Source organism: Vibrio genomosp. F6 (genome assembly GCF_005146325.1).
GTDB classification, from domain to species: domain Bacteria; phylum Pseudomonadota; class Gammaproteobacteria; order Enterobacterales; family Vibrionaceae; genus Vibrio; species Vibrio cortegadensis.
In genome coordinates, this window is sequence record NZ_SYUT01000087.1 from 1 (window position 1) to 8955 (window position 8955).

At 38.1% G+C, this 8955-nt stretch carries 7 protein-coding genes and 3 pseudogenes; 5 read left to right on the plus strand and 5 right to left on the minus strand.

Annotated features, from left to right (window positions below):
• Positions 1–226 (minus strand): annotated as a pseudogene (locus tag FCV43_RS20540) (IS4 family transposase); the annotation flags it as partial.
• A gap of 294 nt (positions 227–520) precedes the next feature.
• A pseudogene (locus FCV43_RS19465) lies at positions 521–736 on the minus strand (ParA family protein); the annotation flags it as partial.
• A 137-nt stretch (positions 737–873) separates the two neighbouring features.
• On the opposite strand from FCV43_RS19465, the gene FCV43_RS19470 reads away from it, so the two are divergent.
• The 4 genes from FCV43_RS19470 (at position 874) to FCV43_RS19485 (ending at position 5663) form a co-directional block, all read left to right on the plus strand.
• The gene (locus FCV43_RS19470; protein WP_136996099.1) at positions 874–2001 is read left to right on the plus strand and encodes a PD-(D/E)XK nuclease family protein; all 1128 of its coding nucleotides are present in this window, start codon (positions 874–876) and stop codon (positions 1999–2001) included.
• 22 nt (positions 2002–2023) lie between these two features.
• The gene (locus FCV43_RS19475) at positions 2024–2488 is read left to right on the plus strand and encodes a hypothetical protein (RefSeq protein WP_136996100.1); all 465 of its coding nucleotides are present in this window, start codon (positions 2024–2026) and stop codon (positions 2486–2488) included.
• A gap of 697 nt (positions 2489–3185) precedes the next feature.
• Positions 3186–4724 carry a hypothetical protein gene (locus FCV43_RS19480; RefSeq protein WP_136996101.1) on the plus strand — a complete coding sequence of 513 codons (1539 nt, stop codon included), beginning with the start codon at positions 3186–3188 and terminating at the stop codon, positions 4722–4724.
• 30 nt (positions 4725–4754) lie between these two features.
• On the plus strand, positions 4755–5663 hold the full coding sequence (locus FCV43_RS19485) for an NYN domain-containing protein (RefSeq protein WP_136996102.1): 909 nt from the start codon (positions 4755–4757) through the stop codon (positions 5661–5663).
• 49 nt (positions 5664–5712) lie between these two features.
• Here FCV43_RS19485 and FCV43_RS19490 read toward each other — a convergent pair.
• The 3 genes and pseudogenes from FCV43_RS19490 to FCV43_RS20460 form a co-directional block, all read right to left on the minus strand.
• Positions 5713–6323, minus strand: a pseudogene (locus FCV43_RS19490) (IS3 family transposase); the annotation flags it as partial.
• Positions 6324–6534: 211 nt separating this feature from the next.
• Positions 6535–7080, minus strand: coding sequence for a hypothetical protein (locus FCV43_RS19495; RefSeq protein ID WP_113795798.1), 546 nt, complete (start codon positions 7078–7080; stop codon positions 6535–6537).
• Between the two features lie 375 nt (positions 7081–7455).
• Positions 7456–7626, minus strand: a complete 171-nt coding sequence (locus tag FCV43_RS20460; RefSeq protein WP_170961701.1) for a hypothetical protein — start codon at positions 7624–7626, stop codon at positions 7456–7458.
• A 220-nt stretch (positions 7627–7846) separates the two neighbouring features.
• On the opposite strand from FCV43_RS20460, the gene FCV43_RS19500 reads away from it, so the two are divergent.
• Positions 7847–8812: a WYL domain-containing protein gene (locus FCV43_RS19500; RefSeq protein WP_113795797.1), complete on the plus strand. Its 966-nt coding sequence runs from the start codon at positions 7847–7849 to the stop codon at positions 8810–8812.
• Positions 8813–8955: the final 143 nt, after the last annotated feature.

Genomic DNA, 8955 nt, shown 5'->3' on the forward strand with positions numbered 1-8955 from the left:
GGTCTTTTTCACGATGGAGTTGCCGATTTCCAAGTAGCCTATCAACACGCTTAATGGCATGTTTAACCGTAGTGTTAGTTTCGAGCTGACGACCAAGTTTAGTCAGTGTTAAGTCAGAGCCGTCAAGCACACTTTTTGTGGCAAGTATCAGAGAATTAACGCGTTTTTTGTGAATGGAGGGGCATTGGTTTTGTATAGTTTGCTGTAGAATCTGAATATCGCGCATCGTTAGTCCATTTGTTCGAAGTGTGTGTTTGGCGATATTCATTAGATCAAAGACAGCGATGCGCGTCTACCTCATTGTTTTTACGGTTAATTATGAGGGGATTCGCAAGATAGGGGCGTTAGCCCCTACATTGTTTAACTTAGAGGTCGCACCAGTTCCCCTATTGGTACATATTGCGCTTTATCCGAATTTCCCCAGAAAAACACCTTCTTCACCTCCCACCCACAGCGAATATATTCTTTGTTAGTCAGGTAAGTACCGTTGCCCATTGAGTAATTTTCTCGGTGTTCTTCACTTTGGGTCTTTACGTAGAATCTCTGGCAGTAAATCGCGTACACGGTACATTTCAGAGATATCAATCGACCACTGAGAGTCTTCATGGTGACGAGGTTCGATCTCTGCGGCGGTCACGTAACGATCTAGTGTTTTGGCATCAATACCAAGGTAAGCCGATGCTTTAGCTCGGGTAAAGTTTCGTAACTCTTTGCGGTGATTAGCTAAAAGGCGTAGTGGTGGTTTGTAAGGTATCCATTTCAGCCTCCATTTAGGAAGGTGAAATAGTATATACCTCAAAATTTGAGGGATTGGTCATGATTTGTCAGATAAGTTTAGAGTAAGGTCCCCCTAATTGCATATCGAGATATCATATGATTAGTCAACAATTCTTTGATCACTTAAAACTCCTGCGTGAAAAACACCAAGAAAAATCACAATACAATCTATTCAGTGTATTAAGATCAGATTCTGATGAGGTTCGTTTACATTCTCGTTTTCTGGTCGATATACTCAGCCCTGAAGGGAGTCATAATTATGGAGAAATATTTCTCAATGACTTATTACAGCGACTTTCAATCTCACTAACTGGTGATATAAAAGTTGATTGTGAATACAAGAATATTGATATTTTAATTCGCTCTCCAGATACAGCCGTCATTATTGAAAACAAGATTTATGCAGGCGACCAGGGTAAGCAGTTGCAGCGCTATTATGAAACCATGCGTAATGAAGGATATATCAATATTTACCTATTTTATCTAACACTTGATGGAAAAAGTGCTTCAGATCAAAGTATTGGAACACTACAAGATAAGGTTAGCAATTTAAGTTACGCCGATGAAATACACGCCTGGATTCAGCGTTGCACAGAAATCGCGGTACGCGATGCACCATTACGTGAAGCATTCATCCAATACACTCTCCTTATCAATAATTTGACTCATCGTGTGGACAATATGGAACATATAAACCAACTAAAACAGCTGCTTCTAACCGATGATAATTTGCTATCAGTTAATGAACTTAATCAAGCTTATGAAGAAATAGTGATCGATAGTCAAGTGGCCATGTGGACAATGCTTGGCGAAAAGATGACAGAGAAGTTCGGAGACCTGTCGAACGATTCAATTTCTAAACAACACGATATGAGACATTGTGTGAAGAGTTATGTACAAGCAAAGCGAAATTCAAAATATCTTATTCAAGAAGTACCGCTGACAGGCTACCCATCATTCAATTTGTTCATTGAGCAAAACCATCATCTCTATTTTGGTATTTATTGTGAAGATTCATCGAAAATCATCAAAGAATTACCAAAGCTAGAGCATCGTTATAAAGAGGAGGAACACCATACATTTTGGGATTACCCTAAAAAGAAAATTAACTTCCGTAACTTAACCGCTAACGATGTGAAGCTATTATCAACGCCAACTGCACTTGAGACTATGGTTGATCAAATCATCAATGAGATGGTTAAAATGATTGAAATGTATAGTTAACTAAATCATAAGGACGATTTTAATGAGTTTTATGAACATTATCCCGATGTCTTCTTCTTTGAACACGATGAAAACGATCAAGAAAGCTTTGGAAAAAAGTAATTCTTCGGAAGAGCGTAAGGGGCAACGAACTATCATATTCCAGGAAAACGATGCGTTTTATGATGAATTGGATGAATTAGTCAAAACCAAAAAAAAAGTCATTATTAAATTCCGTTCAGATAAGTTAGACGAAGATTCACCGCTGATAAAAAGATTCACCAAATGTAAAAACTGGGATGAAATAGTCGAAGATATTCAGTTCAACTCATCAGTTTCATCAAAATTCTTTAAGCCACAGGTCGTTACTTCTTTAACTGGCGGTGAGCTTTTATTAATAGGATTAATTGTCACACTGATTTTTGGAGTATATGTTGTTTACAAAGAGAGAAAACTAACGATTAGGGTTAAAAAAGGCGACCAAGAAGGTGAAATCATCGTTGAGTAGGAGCTTGATTAATACTCTCGGTTAAGCCATAAAAAGCCAGGCGCAACATTATGCGACTGGCTATATTGTGAACAAATACATTCATTAGTTTTCCTATACACTTGGAATCGAAATTTCTCCCACCGACACATATTGCGCTTTATCCGAATTTCTCCAGAGAAACACCTTCTTTATCTCCCATCCACAGCGAATATATTCTTTGTTAGTCAGGTAGGTACCGTTGTCCATCGAGTAATTTTCTCGGTGTTCTTCACTTTGTGCTTTGTCATTTAAAACGCAGCCGCTTCATGATTCAAGCCGGTGAGGACTGTGGGTTATTTTTTTTCTCACAATATAAGTGATTAGTGTTGCTATTAAAGGTGTGAAAGAGCTTGGGAAGACCTTACTTACCTTAAAAATTAAATATAAGTTCTTTATAAGTTAAAAATTAATACAACTCGCTACGCTCAATTAATGAAGTTCATCTGATTCAATGAATTTTAATAGAGTATCTCTTTATTTGAATTTTCATAGATTATTTGTCCTTTCTCCTTGCCATTAGTCTTTTTTATTTATGTAAACAAAAAATATTACATAAGTGATTTACCGGATTTTTATAAGTGTTTTATTAGTGATTATTTTTATTGTTTTATTGTTGACAGAAAAAGAGCTATAAGTTTAAGCTATACAAATCAATTACTTAGGTGGTGACGAGCAGATGGTTAATCCAATCAACAAAAAAACAAAGCAAAAGACAAAAAATCAACATAAGCAATTATTAGCTAAAAAGATTAGTGAATTAGGTATTGATGGCGTTCTATATCCAAACGCTATTCAGGGGCGACACCCATATACGCAAGAAATTATGATCATGGCTATGAGCCAAAATGTAAAACAAGATGAGCTCAGTCAGATCTGTAAGGTGAGTCAGTCACAAATATCACAATGGGCTAATGGGGCGGGCTTTGCAAAAGTCGACCAGTTATCAAGCTTATTACCTAAATTAAAGAGTACGGCACCAGGAAGTTCTTTTCATAAATTTAATGTAGTTAAAAAGAGCATTATAGAGTTGCCTGAAGACTGGGAACAAGAATGTTTCATTGCATATTTAAAGGAAGCAGTTGAAGACAAGGTCAGTGAACTTGATCTCGAAAATATTTGTGAACCTGTTTTTAAAGAATTGATTGCTAAGAAACCCGGCGATTGGTTTAGAGGTGACTGCATGTATGGTTGGAAAATCACTGATTTTAATGCGGAATTATTAGAGGAAGCTGTATATGGAACACTGAAACAAGAACATTGTAACCAAGTAGATAAAATGACTAAGTTGCATAAACATCAACTTGATACTGTTACCTCAGAGGTTGATGAACTTCAAAGTAGCAAGCAGAACGCAGAGCAAGAAGCGCAAGATAATCAAACAAAAATAGATATTCATACTGCATCGATACAAAAATTCTACAATGAACGTCCTGAATTAATTGAGGTCTCAGACGATATAAAAAAAACCTTAGCCTTACGTGAGTACCCTGAACCTGATGTTACTCATGAGTCAAATCAGGCATATGAAGTGCTCTTACAAGCTCTTGCAGAAAAAATGAACGTTAACATCGACTACTCAATCGTTATTGGAAGACTTAATCATAAGATTGAAGAGTTGAAAATCAAGCATGATACGGAAATGTCGAACTTAAAAATTAGCCAAACCGAAGAACAAAATAAGAAAACAATTTTTGGAAAGTTCAATCTAGATTATGCTGTTTCATCGATTAAAATATCTGATTTTTTCCTACTTCCATTATCGGTTATTCAGTCAAAAGCTGATGAATTATATGATTCAAAGACTATTGATCTCGTAGTCCCATTGACGGCTGTAATAAGTAACACATATCAACGTACCAGGCATGAGATTGCTGTAGGCACTCTAGTTAAGCTAAATTTAAAAGAAGCATTTGTAGACTTCTGTCGTCGTTTACCCTTGCAATATGAGCAAGAAATAGTTCAAATTTCTGGTCATTGCATATTTACCTTCGGCGATATTGAGTGCTATCGATTACACAGTGACCGACTACTCACTAAGCACCGAAGACAAAGTGAGCATGAGTTTATTCATGTCGATTGTGACGGTAATGGTGCTATAGATACTGTACGTAAGCTCAATGACATTTATGACATTGGATCTGAACTAGAGGAAAAATTGGCAAATACCCTTATTGAACAAGGTTACTTACTGTCTGATGTTCGTACCATCTACTAGCTATCAATTGAGTTAACACAAGGAAGAGATATGACAGCGTTTACTTTTGCCGTACTTGTCGATGGCGAGAATGTTCAACAATCAAAATATCCTGACATTTTAAGTGAAATTGGTAGAAAAGGCGTTATCGCTCTTAAATGGGTATATGCCGATTGGACAAATCCAAGCCATAAGAATTGGCAGCAATATATCTTAGATACAGCGTCTACACCAAAGCAGCAATTTCATCACGGTAAAGATGCAGCGGATCATGCGCTTATTATGGATGCCATTGAGCTGATTTGTACCAACGAAAAAATAAATGCTCTATGCATTGTCAGCAGTGACGGTGGTTTTTCTGGCTTAGCTCAGAGGATTAGAGAAAAAGGCTTGCATACTATGGCCATCGGAAAGAAAAGTACACCTGAGCGTTTTCGTAATGCTTGTCATGACTTTGTGTACTTAGAGAACCTAAGCCAAGAAGACACCGATGATGACAATGAAAAAGAGCAGAAAATCACTGACAGCTCAACGGAGCTAGATGGGTTGCTATTAAAGGCTTATTGGCAATTAAACAATAATGAAGATTTTGTTTATCTAGGAGATCTAGGAACCAAGCTTAAGCAGATTGATAGCACGTTTGATACTCGAAGTTATGGATATTCAAGCTTGAAAAAAGCCATTAAGAATCTGAGTAATCAATTTGAGATTTTTGGAGAAAAAGAGGACAGATGCTATGTCAGGCCAACATCGTTAACAGGTAGCGTGAAAGCGAGGCCTCAATCAAATAAGAATTTTGCGTTCCTTGTTCATAACAATGAAGACTTTCATTTCAAGAAAACCGACCTGAATGATAGTAAGTTGTGGGGGAAATTATCGAAAGGTATGACGCTAAAATTTCAGGTGTCCTCAAACACGACAGGGAAAGCCCGAAGTGCTTGTAATGTAGAACTGGCATAATTGTTAAATCTAGAATAGTGGTAGGGGCGTTAGCCCCTACATTGTTTAACTTAGAGGTAGAGCCAGTTCTGAATTTACGGGCGGCCTTCGCAACCAACCCCTGACGCCTCATGCTCGCGGCGATGGTTTTTACATCGTGTTTATTACCATTTTCTTCAAGTTCTTTTTGAATGCGCCTTGCACCTTCACGTTCCTTTTTATCATCAAAGACTTCACGAACTTTGTTATCAAGCTGCTTTCGGTGTTCGTTGCGTTGGGTGACTTTATGCCGATTATCAACCCAATAATAAAACCCACTTCGAGAAACCCCAAACACCTTAGCCATATGGACAATCCTATACTGCATCAGGTGTTCGAGCATAAACTCATAGCAATCTACTTTAGATTTTTCGCGAAGTAGGTGGCGGCCTTTTTTACGATATCTAGCTCTTCAGCTTGCTCTGCCAATAATCGTTTGAGTTTGGCATTTTCAGTGGCGAGTTCCCTTTCTCTATCGCTGATTTTCGCATCTTTTGTAACGGCTTTACGCCACCCATAAATTTGAGATTCATATAGCGAAAGCTGTCGTGCGGCAGCAGCGACACCGACTTTCTCTGCTAACTTAAGCGCTTCGGCTTTAAATTCAGGAGCATGTTTGATTCGTGTTTTCTTAGTTGTCATTGTTCACCTCGTTAGTGATTGTACTCACTTAACTCAGTGTCCAAAACTTCTGGTGCGGATCATTATCGCTAGAAAATCATGCAATTTAGCGACTCATATCCAAGACTACTGCCGTCTTGAGTATATTAGGTTGGAGGTTAAAGTATGCACACTAATGGCATGAAATTAATCGAATTATACCATTAGTATGCAGATAAAGTGATAACGGGGATCAGATCTGGAAATGGTTATATAACCAAGTTGGGATAATACTTAAATTAGTTAGGGCCATAGACAACGTCGAAACGAAAGCTACACCACTGGAACGTACCAGATTTTCACGGTGTGTCGACATAACATTGGCTAAACACGCGGTTGCAATCGTACCAAATGCCAGGATATGGCATAACACAATGATCTTAATATTTAAGGACATATACCAAGCTAGCTTTACGGATTCCACGACATACTCTATGCCATCAAATCGTTCTATGGATTTGGCTGAGTCCAGCACACTTTGTGAGTACTCAACATCGAAGATCCAATACACAGAAAACATCACAGGTAAGAAGCCAGCTAACTCAATTAAAGTGTAATTATCCAAGAATTCAATATTGTAAAGCTTAGCCAATAAGGTCATAGCAACTAACGCTATTAAGCTATACACCGCAATATCATGGTAACTTAAATACAGTACCCCCAAAATACAGCAAGCCACGGAAAAAACCATAACAAACAAGATGACTTCATCACCATCATCCTTACTTTTATTATTCATAAAAACCTTTCTATCGCAGAAGTAGTTAAGGGCTTTGCATTGGTAAAGCCCTATTAAAATTTAACGCGGAAGCGAACGAGTGTGAGAACACACATCTTCCCAGACACCATTTCGGTAGCGCTGATACGCGCAAACTGGGACGACTTTAGGTCGATTACTCATAAGAGATACCTCTCAAATTGAGATGAAAGAGGAAATTCAATTATTGAGGTGAACACTGTAGAAAGGTATGATTACGCTACAAACCTGAGTAATCTTGCCTTTCTGTGGGCTTGAAACCTCTTAGTGTTGGGCCTTATTTTTACTACGCCAATAGAAAAAATAATTCACCTCACAGTTAAAAAGGCGCTTTTAGTATTTACTGAAAGCGCCTTTTTATTTCTCTTTGCGGACACCTTTGAACGGTGTGCCATCTTGCTTCACATCCATAAATTGCCCTGTATTCGCATCGCGTTTAACCCAATGCCCAGAAGGCGTTTGAGTCTGTGAACGTTCGCGAACCATTCCATGACGGCGGTTATCGCCAGGTTGACCATTTGTAGCCATGATACATCTCCACATTTTGAGTTAAACAACTGCGCCTAACTCTTCTTATGAACACATAATACCAGCTTAACGCTCAAGATCAATAATGCGTACACAAAAACAACGCACTTTTATGATTTTACGATCCTTAATGTAACTCTCATGTCAAATTTAACATCTAAAAAGAGCTGCATTTCTCACTATGTGGTATAATAAATAAAAATAATAAAGAGCATTAAATATGACTACTTTTGAAGAACTAGTACAAAAAAAGGGTAATCAAGCTGATAGGTTGGCCTTCATCGACTTTAAACTTAGGTATACCGGAATCATAAAGCGTTCGGATATTGGGGAGATGTTCAACATAGGAAACGCGGCGGCTTCAAAAGCTATCTCAGACTATAACGACGTGCGTCCGAATAATTTTCAATACGATACAAAGACAAAATTTAACACCATCAAGCGAGAGTGTTATGAACCGCTATTAAACATTGATGCTGATACCGCTTTAGGAATGCTGGCTAATGGATTCAATAAGAACAAACTCTATTCCGAAGCTAAAACCATTATTACCTATGACAAGATTGGCAAGATCCCAAACCAGCTCAACGTCGAATGTATATCTAAAGTAGCTCGTGCTATTGATGGTGGTTACGCTATAAAGTGTGGAAGTTATCTTTCTGAAAACAGTGACAACCGCGAAGCCAGAACGCTATTGCCGTTAGCTATTATGTACGACGGTACTAACTGGATGTTTAGAGCGTATGACCGTACTTGTACACATAAGACCTACTTCAAAACATTTCACTTTTCTCGTTTTAGGAACATTGTAGAACACTTCAATGAACCGGAATTCAAGAAAAATAACGAGGAATCTTTAGGCAAAGATTTAAGTTGGAATACTCAGATCCCGCTCGAATTGGAGCTACATCCTCACCTGAGTGTTAAAGAAAAGAACCGAGTTCGCACTGATTTCGGTTTAGAAGAGAATACGGATCGGATAACGATACCAACTAGACACGCATTCATGTGGATACTAGAAAAGAAGTGGTTTATCGATAAACGGACTTTGGAAGAAATAAGTATTGAGGATCAACTGGAAGAAACTACGGAGCAACCTAAGAATAAGTGTTTCTTTAAGTTCAGGCTAACTAACCGCGATACTGCACACTATTACGATATGCTAGTTAAAGAGTCACATAAATAGTTACAAATAGTAGCTTAATTCATGCCATACACAGTGACTAATTTTAGGTAAGTAGTGTGATTTATAAAGTCGACCTTTGTATGTTTAACCACCACGACACGACCACCGCTGCGCCAATAAATTACGTATCCGCCCCATGAACC